We start from the raw sequence: 17,926 nt of genomic DNA, 5'->3' as shown, positions 1-17,926 counted from the left end.
CATCTATTTAAAATTTATATAAATTATTTATTATATAGTTTCTACTTTTATTAAATTAGTAGTTCCGCTTGTTGCAACTGGTACACCTGCTGTTATTACTACTAAATCATTTTCAACTACGTATTCTTTTTCTTTAGCTGCACTTATAGCATTGTTTATAACTTCATCAGTATTTTTACCATTTGTAGTTATTGTTGGAAGTACTCCCCAAGTTAATGATAATTGTCTCATTACCCTTTCATTATCTGTTGCCGCAACTATTGGGCAAGCTGGTCTAAACTTTGATACCATTCTTGCAGTATGTCCTGAAGAAGTTGAACTTAATATAGCTTTTGCATTTAAATCTATAGCAGTTGAACAAGTTGAATAACTTATTGCATCTGTTACATTTGTAGCTTCTAAAGCTTTATTTCTTAATTTTTTATTGTAATCAATTGTTTCTTCTGTTCTTTTAGCTATTGTAGCCATTGTTTTTACAGCTTCAACTGGATATTTACCTGCAGCAGTTTCTCCAGATAACATTATTGCATCAGTTCCATCGTATATTGCATTTGCAACGTCAGTTACTTCTGCTCTTGTTGGTCTTGGATTTCTCATCATAGAGTCTAGCATTTGAGTTGCAGTTATAACTGGCTTTCCAGCTTTATTACACTTACTTATCATAAGCTTTTGAACAACAGGTATTTCTTCTGTTGGTATTTCAACACCAAGGTCACCTCTAGCAACCATTATGCCATCAGATACAGCTATTATTTCATCTAAGTTATCTACACCTTCTTGATTTTCTATCTTAGATATTATTTTTATATCAGTAGCATTATTTTCTTCTAGTATCTCTCTTATAGCTAAAACATCAGATACTTTTCTTACGAATGAAGCAGCTATGAAATCGATTCCCTGTTCTATACCAAATTCTATATCGCTTCTATCTTTTTCAGTTATTGCAGGTAAATTAACTTTAACCCCTGGTACGTTAACACCTTTATGATTTTTTACTATCCCTGAGTTTTCAACTACACAAACTATTTCATCACCATTAACTTCTTTAACTGTAAGTCCTACTAAACCATCATCTATTAATATAGTATTTCCTGGTTCTACGTCTTCAGCTAGTCCTTTGTAGCTTACTGTACACATTTCTTTATTCCCCATAACATCTTTCATTGTTATAGTAAAAGTTTGTCCTTCTTCTAAAAAAACTTCTGGCGTATCAAATTGTCCTGTTCTTATTTCTGGACCTTTAGTATCTAAAAGTATAGCAGTAGGTTGTCCTAATTCTTCTCTTACTTTTTTTACTAAATCCATTCTTACTTTATGTTCTTCATGAGATCCATGAGAAAAGTTCATTCTACATACATTTAATCCATTTTGAATAAGCGCTTTCAGAGTTTCTTCTTTTTCACTTGCTGGACCTAATGTACAAACAATTTTAGTTCTTTTTGTGCTATTGATCATAATTGACTCTCCTATATTCCTGAAATAAATACTACCCTTATAATATTTACTTCATTTTTATAATTTATATATATATTTATATTCCATATATTATTATACAATTTTTTACATATATTTTGAAGTTATATATAGTTAAATTTTAGATAATTTTAAATCTTCCATCTTTTTAATTATATTTCTAATTATTAGTATTTATAATATATAGTTTTCTTACTAAATCACATAAATTTAATAAAATAATATGGATTAAAAATAGCGAATTATTAAAATTCGCTATTCCTAATTTATATGTTATTAAGCTTTTACTAAATCTTCGTGTCTAACAACCTCAGCATTAGCTAATTTTTCATAGTATTTTACTAAACTTGAGTGATCTTTTTGTCCTAATCCATCTACCTTTAAGGCTTGCATCATTTCCATAACTGAAGAAGTTAATGGTAATGGAGCTCCAACTTCATGAGCTGTTTCTAATACATTTCCTAAGTCTTTTATATGTAAATCTATTCTAAATCCTGGTTCGAAGTTTCTATCCATAACCATCTTAGATTTAGCATCTAAAACTGTACTTCCAGCAAGCCCCCCTCTTATAGCTTGGTAAACTAATTCTGGATCAACACCAGCTTTAGTAGCTAATATATAAGCTTCCGACATAGCTGCTATGTTTAATGCAACTATAGTTTGGTTAGCTAATTTAGTTATATTACCAGCTCCTATTTCCCCTGTGTAAACAACAGATCCAGCCATTGCATCCATTACATTGTAACAAGCATCGAATACTTCTTTTTCTCCACCAACCATTACAGATATTGTTCCATCTATAGCTTTTGGTTCTCCACCACTTACTGGTGCATCTATCATTTTTATTCCTTTTTTAGCTAATTCTCCATGTATTTCTCTACTTACTAATGGAGCTATTGAACTCATATCTATAACTACTAAACCTTCTTTAGCTCCTTCTATTACACCATTTTCTCCTAAAACAACTTCTTTAACATGTGGAGAATTTGGAAGCATAGTTATAACAGCATCAACTTGCTCTGCAACTTCTTTTGGAGTAGATGCAGCTTTAGCCCCTAAAGATACTAATTCATCTACTACTTCTTGTTTCCTATCTAATACAACAAGTTCAAAACCAGCCTTTAGAAGGTTTTTACTCATTGGTCTACCCATTATTCCTAATCCTATAAATCCTATTCTTTTCATATTCATTTACTCCTTTTATCTATTTTTCGTACTAATTTCCTTCAATAATTAAGCTTCTAAAAGAGCTTCTCTTTTTATATAACCTAAATCTGCTAATATTTGTGCCATTTCATCTAGTACATCTTTAGATGCTGTAGTATTTGGTTTTATACTATTTCCAACTTCAAGACCTATTAAATTACAAGCATCTTTCGTTCCTGCTGGGAATGATACTTTATCAAAAGTATTTCTAAAAGGTGTTAATTTAAATTGAGCTTCGCAAGCACCTTCTATATCACCAGCCATATATTTGTCATATATTTCAACAACTAATTCTGGAACTATATTGGCAGTTGATGCTATTGCTCCTACTGCTCCATATGCTAGTGAACCTAATATCATAGTATCTTTCCCTGCCATAACTTTGAAATCTTTATCTCTTGTAGTTCTTATGAATTCAGCAGTTAGAGTCATATTTCCACTAGTATCTTTTATACCTACTATATTAGGTACATCTGCAAGTCTTTTTACTAAATTAACACTTAATCCATATCCAACCTTACCAGGATTGTTGTATAAAAGTACTGGTAATTCTGGAGCTGTTTCAGCTATTGCAACTATATGAGCATATAGTTCATCTTCAGTTGGAGATATGAACATTGGAGGTAGTATAGATAAACCATCTGCACCTTCCTCTATAGCCATTTTTACAGTTTCTACACATTCTTTTGTAGTTATTCCAGCTATACCCATATATACAGGTATTCTCTTAGCTGCAGTTTTTACCATACAAGCTAATGCTTTTCTTTGTTCCTTATAGTCTATAGCAAAGAATTCTCCGTTACTTCCGAAAGCAAGTATTCCATGTACTCCACCATCTATAACATAGTTTACCATTCTTGACATAGCTTCTTCATTTATACAATTATTTTCATCAACGGGAGTAACTATTGGAACAATTATCCCCTTTATTGAACTAGTATCCATTTTAATCCCCCTAATATTAAGCAAGTACTGCTTGTTCTTCTCTTATTAAACAAGGTTTTTTATTATCAAATTTCCAATCTTTTATTAAGTATTGCATTCCTATACTATCGTCTCTTGCTCCTAGACAATGTTCATTGTATAATGCATTTGCCTGCATTATTTTTTCCATGTCTAACTCTATACCTAAACCAGATTTTTTAGGAACAGCTATTTTACCACCTTTTATTTCATAAGGTTGTTTAGTTAATCTATCGATTCCTTCTTGCCATATCCAGTGAGTATCTATTGCAGTTATTTCACCTGGAACTGCTGCTGCAACATGAGTAAACATTGCAAGTGATATATCAAAGTGGTTATTTGAATGAGATCCCCAAGTTAATCCCCATTCATTACACATTTGACCAACTCTTACAGAACCTTGCATAGTCCAGAAATGTGGGTCAGCAAGTGGTATATCTACTGATTGAACTTGTATAGAGTGTTGCATTTGTCTCCAGTCAGTTGCTATCATATTTGTAGCAGTTTTTAAACCTGTAGCTCTTCTAAATTGAGCCATTATTTCTCTTCCTGAGTAACCATCCTCAGCTCCACATGGATCTTCTGCATAAGCTAGTACATCTTGTTTTCCTTTACAAACTCTTATAGCATCTTTTAATGACCAGCATCCATTTGGATCTATTGTTACTCTAGCATCTGGGAATCTATTTTTTATAGCTGTTATAGCTTCTATTTCTTGATCTGGTGTTAAAACTCCACCTTTTAATTTGAAATCTTTAAATCCATATTTTTCATGAGAAGCTTCTGCTAACTTAACTACTGCTTCTGGAGTTAAAGCTTCTTCAGTTCTAACTCTATACCATTCACAGTCACCACCTTTTCCATCTAAGTATGGTAAGTCAGTTTTGTTTCTATCTCCTATAAAGAATAAATATCCTAAAGCTTCAACTTCTTCTCTTTGTTGACCTTCACCTAATAATGCTGCTACTGGTACATCTAAGTGTTGTCCTAATAAGTCAAGTAAAGCAGCTTCTAATGCTGTTACTGCATGAACTGTTATTCTTAAATCGAATGTTTGAAGCCCTCTACCAGCTGCATCTCTATCATTGAATTTATGACGAACTGTATTTAATATATTATTGTAATTACCTATGCTTTGTCCTACTACTAATTCTTTAGCATCTTCTAAAGTTTTACGTATTCCTTCTCCACCTGGAACTTCCCCAGCTCCTGTGTTTCCATTACTATCTTCTAATATAACTATATTTCTTGTGAAGAATGGTGAATGTGCTCCACTTAAGTTAAGTAACATGCTATCATGTCCTGCTACTGGTATTACTTGCATTTTAGTTATTACTGGTGTTTTACTCATCGTAAATTTTCCCCCTAAAAGTTATATTTATTTCATCAAATTAATGTTATTTATCTATTTTAAATTTAAATTAACTTACTTTTTTAAATCAAGTTACTGGTGCAGGATTAAACACTGCTAATGCATTATATATTTTATGTTGATCTGCATAAGTTTTTTGTTTATCACTTGCAACATCTAATATTAAATTGAATATTTCCCAACCCACTTCTTCTATTGTTTTTTGACCTGTTGCAATTCGTCCTGCGTCTACATCTATTAAATCAAACCATTTTTCTTTAAGTGTTGAGTTTGTTGATACCTTGATTACTGGAGATACATTTAAGTTATATGTAGTTCCTCTTCCAGTTGTAAATACTTGCATTGTTATTCCTGATGCTAATTGTTGAGTACCACATACAAAGTCACTTGCTGGAGTAGCTGCATATGTCATACCATGTTTTCTAACTCTTTCACCAGGAGATAGTACATCTACTATTCTAGTACTACCTGATTTCGCTACTGAACCTAAGGCTTTATCAACTACATTTGATAATCCACCTTTTTTGTTCCCTGGAGATGGATTAGCATCTCTATCGACATCAGCTTGTTCTAAGTAGTTATCGTACCATTTCATTTCATATACAAGTTTTGAAAGCACTTCTTCATTAACAGTTCTTGGTGCTAATAAATGAACTGCATCTCTTATTTCAGTAACTTCAGAGAATATTACCTTAGCTCCTGCTCTTACTAATAAGTCCGCTGCATATCCTACTGCCGGATTTGCCGTAACTCCAGAGAAAGCATCACTTCCTCCACATTGAAGCCCAACTACTAAATCAGATACTGGACATTCTACCCTAGTTCTCTCATTCAGTTTTTTTAGTTTAGCTTCAGCCTTAGCCATTATTTCTTCAACCATAGCATTAAATCCATGACAATCTTGTAGTATAACAAGGTTTTCCTTTTCTAACTCAGGAAATAACATATCTGGTACTAATTTCTCACAACCTAGCGATACTGTTAATATCTCCCCTCCAAAGTTAGCATTTTTAGCAAGATTTTTTATAGTTCTTATAGGAACTTCTGCACCTTTACCTTTTATAGCTACTCCACATCCATAAAGATGGTTTAAAGCTATTATGTCATCTACATTTTCATATTTTGGTAATACTTCTCTTTTTAATCTATCTACAGCAACATTTAGAACACCTTCCGAACATTGCACCGTAGTCGTTATCCCTAATATATTTTTGGTTCCTACACTACCATCAGAATTTTTATATCCCATGAAAGTATATCCTTCAAGCGGCTCTAAGTCATTTTCTATACATTCACTTTTAAGTTCATCTAAAGAATATGCTCTTGGTAAGATTACCCTATCTTCTCTTAACCAACTTCCTTTTTGTATATCTTCTGTTGCATATCCGATTACTTCACCGTACCTGATTATTGGCTCTTCTTTTTTTATATTTTCAAGAGTTACTTTATTAGCTTCTGGTATATCTTGAAGTAATTCTAATCCATCTGGAAAAACAGTCCCTTTACTTAATCCTCCTTGATTAACGATTATGGCAACGTTATCCTTAGGATTAACTTTTATGTATAGAGGTTGTTTTTCATTAGCTACTTTATTCTCCATATCATCCCTCTTTTTCATATATACTAATATGCTTAGCTGATTACTTATTTTTAGTTATCTTTCTATATTTTTATTATAAAACTTCCATATATTGTAATCATCGTTTCTTTGACCAAACTTTAACATTCTTTTTTGTTCACTTGCACAATCTTAATTATAAAGTATATATGATGTATATAATTCCAATAAATCTAAAAAGTTTTTAGGATTTTTACCTGTTAATGAATATATTTTTTCTAATCTATAATTAAGTGTATTCCTGTGAATATTAAGGTTTTTAGAGATTGTATTTATCTCTCCACTGTTTTCTATATAAGATAATATTGTATCTATTAAATCTAATTTATTACCTTCATTTTTCAAGATTTCCATATGCCTTTTTAATATCTCATTTCCTTTACAAGTTGTTAAAGTTGACAAAAAATATAGTTCTTCATACTTTAGAACCTTTTCATTTTTACTCAAAGTTTTACCTACTTTTATAGCTAAGTCCCCTTGTTTAACAGCTGTTGATATAAGATTTTCTTTTAAACTAACTCCTATATCTAGTTCTTCTTGAGATAAAATATCTATAATTATATTTTGCTTCGATGGTGTATTAACAAGTACAACTAGTGTATTCTCAAAATACTCTATTATAAATTCTTGTTTTTCTAAGAACATCCATAGTTTATCTTTTATTTTTAAATAGTAGTTAAAATCTTTATTTTTTATATTTATAACAAGTGCAATTCTTGGTATATCTAAGTCTATTCCTAGCTCAATAGATTCTCTTTTTATTTCTTCGCTATACTCCCCTTCTAGTTGAGTTAACTCATAAAAGAATTTATCTCTATGCATTTCAAACGCCTTTTTCTTAGAAAATGTAAAGTGTTCATTTACCAAAAGTTCAGCTGTTATTCTTACTAGCTCACCAAATTGCCTTATATCATCAGGATTACCTGTAACCCCTATTACTCCTATCATTTCATTTGAAAATATTATAGGTAAATTTATACCAGCCTTTTCTTTATCAGTGTTTTTGTGTATTTCTACACTTTTATTTTTTTCTAAAACCAATAAAGCCCCACTATGTATCTTGTTTAATCTACTTCTATCTCCACTTGCAATTATTACACCTTCTTGGTTCATAATATTTACATTATATGGTATAACCTTCATAACTCTATTAACTATATCCTGAGCTATTTTACTATCTATACTATGCATTCTATGTCCCCCTATTTATTATCCATAGTAAATAAACTTTTTTTGTAGATTTGTACAATTGTTTTATTTAATATCGATTTTACTATAATACATCCCAATAGTACATAGATTTTATTATTTTTTTAACAATCTTTTTTATAATAATAAATTTAGCATAGTACATCTAGGTTATAAGTAAACATTTTTAAATAGTTAATAATCGTACAATATTCTCTACTGTATTCTCTATATTTTCTTTTCCTGAGTTTAAAGCTTTTTCTAATGTCATTACACCTGGCATTATTGATAAAATAGAATTAAATCCCAATTCATATAATTCTTCTACACCACTTCCAACATTTCCAGCTACTGCAATTACTGGTATATCATATTTTTTAGCAACTTGTGCTACACCATATGGTGTTTTTCCAAATTTAGTTTGTCTATCTATACTTCCTTCTCCAGTTATTATATATGAAGCTCCTTGAACTTTTTCATCTAAGTTTGAGTACTTTATAACAATATCTATACCTGGTTTAAGGTGACCATTACAAAATGCTAATAAAGCAAATCCTAATCCACCAGCAGCTCCTGCACCTTTTTCATTTGACATATCTTTTCCTAATTGTTCTTTAACAATTTGTGCATAATGACTAAGATTTTTATCTAGAATTTTTATTAATTCTTCTGTTGCACCTTTTTGAGGTCCAAAAATTGCAGATGCACCTTCATCTCCTGTAAGAGGATTGCTTACATCACATGCTACTTCTATATCTATTTCACTTATTCTTTTATCAAAATTACTTAAATCTATTTTATGCAGTTTATCTAATGATCCACCACCAAAAAATAAATCATTTCCTTCTTTATCTAAAAGTCTGCCTCCTAAAGCTTGTATCATACCAGCACCACCATCATTAGTAGCACTTCCACCTATTCCTATTATTATCTTTTTAACACCTTTATCTAATGCAGCTTTTATAACTTCTCCTGTTCCAAATGTTGTTGTAATTAAAGGATTTCTTTTTTCTTTCTCTACATAATGAATGCCACTAGCTTCTGCCATTTCTATTACAGCAGTTTCATTATCTCCTAAAATTCCATATCTAGCATTTACCATTTCTCCTAAAGGACCAATTACTCTCACCTCATAAATCTTACCTTCGGTTCCATCTACTAAAGATTGAACTGTTCCTTCTCCACCATCTGCCATAGGAACCTTAATACATTCCGCATCAGGCAATACTTTCTTTATACCAATTTCCATAGCATCTGCTACTTCTTTTGCTGTCAAACTCTCCTTAAATGAGTCCGGTGCCAATACAAATTTCATACCATCCCCCCAAAATCTTTTTATTTTATATATATTATTTTAAATTATTTTAATATCGTTTTCATCGGCAGTTTACTAATATAATTAAGAATTTATTGTGCTTATGCACAAGACACTTTAAATAGTTAAAATTAGTATAAAAATACTGTAATTATATATGAATCTAAACATATCTACATTATTTTCGTTTATAACCTTATATGTTAGTCTATTAATTTGTGCATTTCAACATTTTAACATTATTTCTAAATATAAATTGCTAATAAAAAATAGCTATATCTCAATATAGAAATATAGCTATTTTTTATTCAATATAATAATTAATTAATTTTATCTAATAAATCAGTATATGATTTAAGTTTTTCCATTACTTCTTTTTTGTCTTGTCTGAACTCAATTCCTCTTGCCATTTGTAATATTTCATTATTTAGTAAATTTATTACTAACTCTTTTTCTTGGCTTGTCAAATTCTTGTTAAGTTCATTCACTTTACAAGACCTCCTTGTATTATAATTTTAAAATCTTTAGCTATGTATACTAAATACAATACTAATAATCTACTATATACTCATTATGTCCATGTTGATACTTTATTATATTAATTAATTATAAATTTAGTTCCTTATTTAAAGTTAAATACATACATAAAAAAATAGCGATAAACATAAGTTTATCGCTATCTATATATTATTTTTAGAAGAATAACATATTTGCTATTATTACTATAGCTAAAGCTGTTAATGAACCAACCATAGATACACCGAATTTAGCATACATTTGATCTTTCATTTCTTTCAATCCATACATTCCATTGAATACCCAGAATCCACTATCATTGAAGTAACTAAATGCTACTCCACCAGCACAAGTTGCCATAGCTGCTATTATCGGATCAAGGCCAACTACTGATAATAATGGAGCTGTTAATGTTGCTGCTGTAGTTAATGCAACAGTTGCACTTCCTAAAGCTATTCTCATTAATGCTGCTATTATAAATGGTATTAATATTGCAGGAATCGGTAAATTTAGAACTAATTCCCCTAAAGCTGTTCCTATTCCAGAATCCCTAACTATAAATCCTAATGCTCCTCCAGCACCAGTAATTAACATTATCATACCAGTTGATTTTATTCCATCTTCCATATAACTCATAACAGTTGATTTATCTTTATCTCTTGCAAGACCATAAACTGCTATAAGAACACCAACTGATAAAGCTACTATTGGAGAACCTATGAAAGTTATTATTTGATACTCTATCCCTGCAAAGCTACATATAGTATTCGCAAATATCATTACTAATGGAACTAATATTGGTAATATTGACATTAATAATGGTGGTAAATCTTTATTTTTCATTAATTCCTCTACATTTTCTATTTCTTTTATGTATTCTTTTTTAAATTCTTTTTTAGTATATCCATCTCCGCTATCATTTGGAATTTGATATACTTTTGTTCCCATCCATTTACAATAGAATATACACACTATGAATGGTATTATTGTTACAAGTACACCTGATAGTATCATCATACCAACATCTACTCCTAATAACCCTGCTACTGTTAAAGGTCCTGGTGTAGGAGGTACAAAAGTATGTGTAAGTTGAAGACCTATAGCTAATGATAAACCTAAACTTACAGCTGATTTACCACTAACTTTAGAAAGTGCTTTCGCAAGTGGCGTTAGTATTACAAGAGCTGAATCTGCAAATACTGGTATTGAAACTATATATCCTGTAATTCCAAGTGCCCATTCTTCTTTTTTCTTACCTACAAGTTTTATTACAGAGAAAGCTAGCTGCTCTGCTGCTCCCGATTTTTCAAGAACTGCTCCCATCATTACTCCTAAACCTATTATGATACCTGTACTACTTAATGTGTTCCCAAATCCCGTTGTTATTGAAGATAATACTGATGATACATCCATTCCCCCAATTAATCCAGTTATCATTGCTGCAAAAATTAGTGCTAAAAATGTATGTACCTTTGTTTTCATAGATAGGAATATTAATACTCCAATCCCTATTACTAGCCCTAAAATCATCTGTGTACTACTTACCTCTGTCATAAATTACTCCTCCCCCTATAATTGCTTTTTTTTTAACATTTAAAATTACAGTTAAATTATCTCTAATATTCTCCAAAATTCCTCAATTTTATTTTGGAAAACCTATGCTTTATACTTATATTATAAACGTTTTCCAAATTCACTTTCATCGTTCATTTGACTAAATTTTAACATGTTTTTTTATATTTTTGCATAGATTTGGTGTTCTTTATATGCATTTTTATAAAATATTACATACCTATTTATAATTAATATTCATTTCATCTTCATAATAAGATTCTTAAGTAGTTATTTTAAAACAAAAAACTAAGCCTATATAAAAATTATATAGGCTTAGTTATTATATCTTAATATTATTTTACTAATATTTTTGATTCATCTTTTAAATTGTAGAAAGATTTCATTCCACAATATCTAGCTTGTTCTCCAACCATTTCTTCTATTCTTAATAATTGGTTGTATTTAGCTACTCTATCAGTTCTTGATGGAGCACCAGTTTTTATTTGTCCAGCATTTACAGCTACAGCTAAGTCAGCTATAGTAGTATCTTCTGTTTCTCCTGATCTATGAGATATAACTGCAGTGTATCCAGCTCTCTTTGCCATTTCTATAGCATCTAAAGTTTCAGTTATTGTACCTATTTGGTTAACTTTTATTAGTATAGAGTTTGCAACACCTGCATCTATTCCTCTTTCTAATCTTTCAGTGTTAGTAACGAATAAATCGTCTCCAACTAATTGTATTTTCTTTCCTAATCTTTCAGTTAATACTTTCCATCCGTCCCAGTCTTCTTCATCAAGACCATCTTCTATTGTTACTATTGGGAAGTTATTTGCCCAATCTTCATATAAATCAACCATTTGTTCAGCTGTTAATTCTTTTCCTTCTCCAGCTAAAACATATTTCTTAGTTTCTTTGTTGTACATTTCTGTAGCAGCAACGTCAAGACCTAATCTTACGTCATCTCCTGGCTTGTATCCAGCTTTTTCTATAGCTTCAACTATTAATTCTAAAGCTTCTCTGTTTGATCCTAAGTTTGGAGCGAATCCACCTTCATCACCTACACCACAAGCAAGACCTTTTTCTCCTAGAACTTTCTTTAATGAATGGAATACTTCTGCTCCCATTCTTAATCCTTCTTTGAATGATTTAGCTCCTACTGGTAATATCATGAATTCTTGAACATCAACGTTGTTATCAGCATGTTCTCCACCGTTTAATATGTTCATCATTGGTACTGGTAATTGCTTAGCATTTACTCCACCTATGTATTGGAATAATGGTAATCCTAATTCTTCAGCAGCAGCTCTTGCTACAGCCATAGAAACTCCAAGTATAGCATTAGCTCCTAATTTACCCTTGTTGTGAGTTCCGTCTAATTCTATCATAACTGCATCTATTCCTGGTTGGTCAAAGCAGTCCATTCCTTCTAATTCTGGTGCTATTATTTCATTTACATTGTTAACAGCTTTTTCTACACCTTTACCGATGTATCTTCCTTTATCTCCATCTCTTAATTCTACCGCTTCGAAAGCTCCTGTAGATGCTCCTGATGGTACTATTGCTCTCCCCATAGTTCCGCTTTGTAATGTTACTTCAACCTCAACAGTTGGATTCCCTCTTGAATCTAATACTTCTCTAGCGTATACAGCTTCTATAACTGACATATTTCTATCTCCCTTCAATTTTCATAATATAATAATTAATATCTACACAATATATTAATTTAATTCCTTCTTTATATAAAAATATAAATTTGTTGATGGGCAAATTTTATTTAAATTTTTAAATTTGGTAATAAAATAATATATCGTGTATTTTATAATTTTCAAATATAATAAATTTATCTCAAATAATCATTTTTATAATCATTTTTTTATTAATGAATGACCAGTCATCTCTTCTGGTTGTTCTAAATGCATCATATCTAATACTGTTGGTGCTATATCAGATAATCTACCATCATCTAGTAATGTGGAATTTTTAAATTCTTCACCTGCAACTATAAATGGTACTGGATTAGTAGAGTGAGCTGTTATTGTTTTTCCAGTTTCTATATCTTCCATTAATTCTGCATTTCCGTGGTCAGCAGTTATTATTGCACTACCACCTTTTTTAATTATTTTATCAATTAGTTTTCCTACACAGCTATCAACTGTTTCAACTGCTTTTATTGCAGCTTCAATATTTCCTGTATGACCAACCATATCAGGATTTGCAAAGTTAACAACTATAAAATCAAATTTATCTTCATCTATTCTAGCTTCAACTTTTTCTAATAACTCATTAGCAGACATTTCTGGTTGTAAGTCATAAGTTGCAACTTTTGGAGATGGTATTAATAATCTTTCTTCACCTTGGTTTGGTTCTTCAACCCCACCATTAAAGAAGAATGTAACGTGAGCATACTTCTCTGTTTCAGCAGCTCTTAATTGAGTTTTGTTATTTTTAGCTAAAAATTCTCCTAAAGTATTGCTTAATGATTGAGGTCCAAATGCTATATGAACATTTTTAATAGTTATATCATATTCAGTTAAGCATACAAAGAAAGTCTTCATACAAGGTCTTTCAAAACCTACAAATTCATCACAAACTAAACTTCTTGTTATTTGTCTAGCTCTATCTGGTCTAAAGTTGAAGAATACTATAGAATCTCCTTCTTTTATAGTTCCAACAGGAGTATTATCCTTAACTATAACTGTTGGTAAGACGAATTCATCATTTTTACCATCATCATAAGAATTTTGTATAGCTTCAGTAGCAGAATTTGCAGTTTCACCTTTACCTTCTACCATTGCATTATATGCAAGCTCAACTCTTTCCCATCTTTTATCTCTATCCATTGCATAGTATCTACCACTTACAGAAGCAAATTCACCTACACCTACTTCATCCATAACATCTTGTATTTCTTTTACATATGTTATTGCACTTTGAGGATCTGTGTCTCTACCATCTGTAAATGCATGAACATATACTTTTTCTACACCATTTTTCTTAGCCATTTTTATTAAAGCTTTTAGATGATCTATATGTGAATGTACTCCACCATCAGATAATAATCCCATTAAGTGAAGTGCTTTATCTTTAGCATTTTCCATAGCTTGGCATAATACTTCATTTTCAAAGAATTCGCCATCTTCTATTGCTTTCGTTATTCTAGTTAAGTCTTGGTATACTATTCTTCCTGCACCTATGTTTGTGTGTCCAACTTCTGAATTACCCATTTGTCCATTAGGTAAACCAACATCTAGTCCACTAGCATTTATTGTTGTGCTTGGATATTCATTAGATATTCTATCTAAGTTAGGAGTCTTAGCAGCAGCTACAGCGTTCCCTTTAGTTTCACTAGTATATCCGTAACCATCCATTATGATTAAAGCAACTGGTTTTTTCATAATTATTTCACTCCTTAGAAATTTACAAGCTTTACATAATCGTCAGCAGCTAAGCTAGCACCACCAACTAAAGCTCCATCTATATCACTTTGTGCCATTATTTCTGCAACGTTTGCAGGTTTAACACTTCCACCATATTGTATTCTAACTTCATTAGCTAAATCACCATATAAACCTTTTACTACTTCTCTTATATAAGATATAACATCGTTAGCATCTTCAGCAGTAGCTGTTTTACCAGTTCCTATTGCCCATATTGGTTCATACGCTATAACAACTTTAGATAAGTCTTCTTTAGCTACATTTTCTAAAGCTTTTTCAACTTGAACTTTACAAACTGCTTTAGTTTCACCAGCTTCTCTTTGTTCTAGAGTTTCTCCACAACAAAGTATTGGAAGTATACCATGCTCTAAAGCTTTTAAAACTTTTTTATTTACAGTTTCATCAGTTTCATTGAAGTATTCTCTTCTTTCTGAGTGCCCTATAACTACATAGTCTACACCTATCTCTTTTAGCATTGATGGTGCAACTTCACCTGTAAAAGCTCCACTTTCTTCAAAGTGCATATTTTGAGCTCCAACTTTTATATTAGTTCCTTTAGTAACTTCTTTTAAATCTTTTAAAGCTAAGAAAGGTGCACATATTACTGCTTCTACATTTCCATTGTTTACTCTATCTTTAACATCATTAACAAAAGCAACAGCTTCTGCTATTGTTTTATTCATCTTCCAGTTTCCTGCTATTATAGGCTTTCTCATTTTCAATTCCTCCACATTTGACTAAACTTTAAGGAAAATCCATTCCCTAATTGGATTTTCCTTAAGTTTAATCTTGATAATATTTAAGGTAGTTTTATTTTCATAAAACTGCTGTGGTAACTTATTTATATTTTAAAATTGAGTACTATACTCTATTGTTAATTTCTATATTATTTGTTATCTAAAGCTACTATCCCTGGTAATTCTTTACCTTCTAAGAACTCTAATGATGCTCCTCCACCAGTAGAAACGTGAGTCATTTTATCTCCGAATCCTAATTGGTTAACAGCTGCAGCAGAATCTCCACCACCGATTACTGTAGTAGCATCAGTTAAGGCTGCCATAGCTTTAGCTACTGCTAATGTACCTTTGTTGAAGTTTTCAAACTCAAATACTCCCATTGGTCCATTCCATACTATTGTCTTAGATTCATTTACAGTATTTACATATAATTCTATTGTTTTTGGTCCTATATCAAGTCCCATGAATCCTTCTGGTATGTCAGCTCCTTCAGTTATAATTGGCTCAACATCAGCAAACTTATCAGCTACTGCATTATCTATTGGTAGTAAGAATTTAACACCTTTAGCTTCAGCCTTAGCCATCATTTCTTTAGCATATTCAACTCTATCTTCTTCGACTAAAGAAGTTCCTATTTCATATCCTAAAGCTTTTAAGAATGTATAAGACATTCCTCCACCTATTATTATGTTATCAACTTTTTCTAATAATTGTTCTATAACAGCTATCTTATCAGAAACTTTAGCTCCACCTAATATTGCAGTGAAAGGTCTAACAGGGTTTGCAACAGCTTCACCTAAGAATTTTAATTCTTTTTGGATTAAATATCCACAAACTCTTTCTTCTAAGAATTCTCCAGCACCTACTGTTGAGCAGTGAGCTCTATGAGCAGTACCAAATGCATCATTTACAAATATTTCAGCTAAAGAAGCTAATTCTTTAGAGTAATTTTCTTCATTTTTAGTTTCTTCTTTTCTGTATCTAGTGTTTTCAAGTAATACTACATCACCATTTTGCATTTTTTCTACAGCAGCTTTAGCATTTTCTCCTACAACATTAGCATCAGCAGCAAATACTACTTCTTTACCTAACATTTCAGATAATCTTTTTGCAACTGGTGCTAAAGATAATTCTGGCTTAGCTTCACCTTTTGGTTTTCCTAAGTGAGAGCAAAGTATTACTTTAGCTCCATTTTCTATTAAATACTTTATAGTTGGTAATGCTCCGTTTAATCTATTTTCATCAGTTATAACTCCATCCTTTAAAGGTACGTTGAAGTCACATCTTACTAATACTCTTTTTCCGTTCATGTTTATATCTTCTATACTTTTTTTATTAAGCATTGACATTATGTATTCTCCTTCTAACACCGAATTATATATATATTCCCTTTATATCGTATACAATAAATTCATACTCTTAGGTACAATTTTTTAGAAAAAAAGTCCAGAGCCCGTAGTATAAAACTACAAACCCGGACCTTGTTTAAAATTACTTAGCTAAGTTAGCAAAGTATCCTAATGTTCTTATTAATTGAGAAGTATAAGACATTTCATTGTCATACCAAGAAACAACTTTAACTAATTGTTCTCCGTTTACTTCCATAACTTTTGTTTGAGTAGCATCGAATAATGATCCGTAGCTTATTCCAACTATATCAGAAGATACTAATGGCTCTTCAGTGTATCCGAAAGATTCATTTGAAGCAGCTTTCATAGCAGCATTTATTTCTTCTACAGTTACATTTTTATCTAATGTACATATTAACTCTGTTATTGATCCAGTTACAACTGGAACTCTTTGAGCAGCTCCGTCTAATTTACCTTTTAATTCTGGTATAACTAAACCTATAGCTTTTGCAGCTCCTGTAGTGTTAGGAACTATGTTAGCAGCAGCAGCTCTAGCTCTTCTTAAATCACCTTTAGCGTGAGGACCATCTAAAGTATTTTGGTCATTAGTGTAAGCATGTATAGTTGTCATGAAACCTTTTTGTAATCCAAAAGCATCATTTAAAGTTTTAGCCATTGGTGCTAAACAGTTAGTTGTACAAGAAGCTCCTGATATAACAGTTTCGCTTCCATCTAATATATCGTGGTTTACATTGTAAACTACAGTTTTTATATCCCCTGTTGCTGGTGCAGAAACAACAACTTTCTTAGCTCCAGCTTCTAAGTGAAGACCAGCCTTCTCTTGAGAAGTGAAGAATCCAGTACACTCTAATACTATATCAACATTTAATTCTTTCCATGGTAAGTCTGCAGGATTTCTTTCAGCAGTTACTTTTATTTCTTTTCCGTTAACAACGAAAGCTCCGTCTTTAACTTCTATTTCACCATTGAATCTACCTTGAGCAGTATCATACTTGAATAAGTGTGCTAAAGTTTTAGCATCTGTTAAGTCGTTTATTGCAACAACTTCAAACTTATCAGTTTGTTCCATTAATTTTCTTAATGCAAGTCTTCCTATTCTCCCAAATCCATTTATAGCTACTTTAACCATCGTGCTACCTCCTAAGTGTATGTATATTTATAATATATTTTTACT

At 31.2% G+C, this 17,926-nt stretch carries 13 protein-coding genes and 1 pseudogene; all 14 read right to left on the bottom strand.

What is annotated here, in order from left to right; translation table 11 throughout:
• Positions 1-33: 33 nt before the first annotated feature.
• Positions 34-1,455: pseudogene (gene pyk / locus EIH23_RS04385) on the bottom strand (pyruvate kinase); the annotation flags it as partial.
• 294 nt (positions 1,456-1,749) lie between these two features.
• Positions 1,750-2,658: a 2-hydroxy-3-oxopropionate reductase gene (garR, locus tag EIH23_RS04380; RefSeq protein ID WP_330566175.1), complete on the bottom strand. Its 909-nt coding sequence runs from the start codon at positions 2,656-2,658 to the stop codon at positions 1,750-1,752.
• A 48-nt stretch (positions 2,659-2,706) separates the two neighbouring features.
• The gene (locus EIH23_RS04375; RefSeq protein ID WP_122639007.1) at positions 2,707-3,624 is read right to left on the bottom strand and encodes a dihydrodipicolinate synthase family protein; all 918 of its coding nucleotides are present in this window, start codon (positions 3,622-3,624) and stop codon (positions 2,707-2,709) included.
• 16 nt (positions 3,625-3,640) lie between these two features.
• Positions 3,641-4,993: a glucarate dehydratase gene (gudD, locus tag EIH23_RS04370; RefSeq protein ID WP_122639006.1), complete on the bottom strand. Its 1,353-nt coding sequence runs from the start codon at positions 4,991-4,993 to the stop codon at positions 3,641-3,643.
• Positions 4,994-5,081: 88 nt separating this feature from the next.
• Positions 5,082-6,614, bottom strand: coding sequence for a galactarate dehydratase (gene garD, locus EIH23_RS04365; RefSeq protein WP_122639005.1), 1,533 nt, complete (start codon positions 6,612-6,614; stop codon positions 5,082-5,084).
• 150 nt (positions 6,615-6,764) lie between these two features.
• A complete protein-coding gene (locus EIH23_RS04360) occupies positions 6,765-7,823 on the bottom strand; it encodes a sugar diacid recognition domain-containing protein (RefSeq protein WP_122639004.1) in 1,059 nt (352 codons plus the stop codon).
• A 184-nt stretch (positions 7,824-8,007) separates the two neighbouring features.
• Positions 8,008-9,135 (bottom strand): glycerate kinase family protein, encoded by a 1,128-nt coding sequence (locus tag EIH23_RS04355; protein ID WP_122639003.1) that lies wholly within the window; start codon positions 9,133-9,135, stop codon positions 8,008-8,010.
• A gap of 320 nt (positions 9,136-9,455) precedes the next feature.
• Positions 9,456-9,623: a hypothetical protein gene (locus tag EIH23_RS16215; protein WP_164488983.1), complete on the bottom strand. Its 168-nt coding sequence runs from the start codon at positions 9,621-9,623 to the stop codon at positions 9,456-9,458.
• Between the two features lie 205 nt (positions 9,624-9,828).
• Positions 9,829-11,205: a GntP family permease gene (locus EIH23_RS04350; RefSeq protein WP_122639002.1), complete on the bottom strand. Its 1,377-nt coding sequence runs from the start codon at positions 11,203-11,205 to the stop codon at positions 9,829-9,831.
• 353 nt (positions 11,206-11,558) lie between these two features.
• A complete protein-coding gene (gene eno / locus EIH23_RS04345) occupies positions 11,559-12,872 on the bottom strand; it encodes a phosphopyruvate hydratase (protein WP_122639001.1) in 1,314 nt (437 codons plus the stop codon).
• A 201-nt stretch (positions 12,873-13,073) separates the two neighbouring features.
• Complete coding sequence (gpmI, locus tag EIH23_RS04340) at positions 13,074-14,603, bottom strand: 2,3-bisphosphoglycerate-independent phosphoglycerate mutase (protein WP_164488982.1); 1,530 nt, start codon at positions 14,601-14,603, stop codon at positions 13,074-13,076.
• Between the two features lie 14 nt (positions 14,604-14,617).
• Positions 14,618-15,361 (bottom strand): triose-phosphate isomerase, encoded by a 744-nt coding sequence (tpiA, locus tag EIH23_RS04335; protein ID WP_122638999.1) that lies wholly within the window; start codon positions 15,359-15,361, stop codon positions 14,618-14,620.
• 170 nt (positions 15,362-15,531) lie between these two features.
• The gene (locus tag EIH23_RS04330; RefSeq protein ID WP_122638998.1) at positions 15,532-16,731 is read right to left on the bottom strand and encodes a phosphoglycerate kinase; all 1,200 of its coding nucleotides are present in this window, start codon (positions 16,729-16,731) and stop codon (positions 15,532-15,534) included.
• A 142-nt stretch (positions 16,732-16,873) separates the two neighbouring features.
• Complete coding sequence (gene gap, locus EIH23_RS04325) at positions 16,874-17,881, bottom strand: type I glyceraldehyde-3-phosphate dehydrogenase (RefSeq protein WP_122638997.1); 1,008 nt, start codon at positions 17,879-17,881, stop codon at positions 16,874-16,876.
• Positions 17,882-17,926 lie beyond the last annotated feature (45 nt).

The organism is Romboutsia sp. Marseille-P6047 (genome assembly GCF_900604535.1).
GTDB lineage: Bacteria > Bacillota > Clostridia > Peptostreptococcales > Peptostreptococcaceae > Romboutsia_E.
Note: the sequence above shows the minus strand (reverse complement) of the source record. Positions and strands in the feature narration are given on the sequence as shown.